Below are 766 nucleotides of genomic sequence, written 5' to 3'. Positions count from 1 at the left end.
GCGAGCTAGCAGATAAGCGTTCATTCAACATGAAGCTGGTCGATGGCGCATTGCTTCAGATAATGTACCGAGTGGAAGGTGCTGTTCTGCTACAGCACAGGCTTGCCTTTTACCCTTCCCCAAGTCTGTTGCCATTTCAAGATGATCCGGATGCGTACATGCGCGACGAACTGTTCATTGAGATTGTTCAACGCAGAATTGTTCCATTTCCGTTACGTTTTGATTTTGATGCGCGAGAAGGTGTTCATGTCGATGCTGTTCATCCCAAAAGCCATCTTACGCTGGGCGATGTCAAAGGTTGCCGTATTCCCGTATCAGCGCCAGTGACACAACGTCGGTTTGTTGAATTTATTTTGCGCAATTTCTACCAAACGGAGGGGCATGATTTCATTAGCGGCCTGCCAAGACACCAGATAAAATTTCCAGCGTCTATCACTCCGAATGAGATGGGACTTATGCACATGTTCATTCCATACTAAACAAAGAGTAGGACATGAGAGGATTGAAACTAGAGAGTTACGCAGAGCCGTTCTTCATCACTCAGGAAATTGAGACGGAGCTGATCGCGACGGGCTATGAGTTTGAGCCGCCGCCCGTTGCCTGCACTGGGCGTCTGCGCGACGTGCTGGAGCGTATGAGCGATGCCGAGCTGGCATTGCAGCCGGGCGAGATTGCCGACCAGGAGCGCAAGTATCGACAGAACAAGCCATTTTCAGCCGGCTAATTTTGGCATGGTATTTTTCGTGGCATTGCTCAGATATATGTT

Annotated in this window: 2 protein-coding genes; both read left to right on the top strand. The window is 49.3% G+C overall.

The annotated features are described in order from the left end of the window. The coding region (locus AC4FS3_RS28835; RefSeq protein WP_491023390.1) for a DUF2290 domain-containing protein at positions 1 to 479 on the top strand (479 nt) is incomplete at its 5' end. Positions 480 to 493: 14 nt separating this feature from the next. Continuing rightward, entirely contained in the window at positions 494 to 724 is a 231-nt protein-coding gene (locus AC4FS3_RS28830) for a hypothetical protein (RefSeq protein WP_491023389.1), read from the top strand. Positions 725 to 766: the final 42 nt, after the last annotated feature.

The sequence above is a fragment of the Pseudogemmobacter sp. TB195 genome (assembly GCF_058313095.1).
The sequence above is the reverse complement of the archived record's forward strand: the minus strand, read 5'-3'. Positions and strand labels throughout refer to the sequence as shown.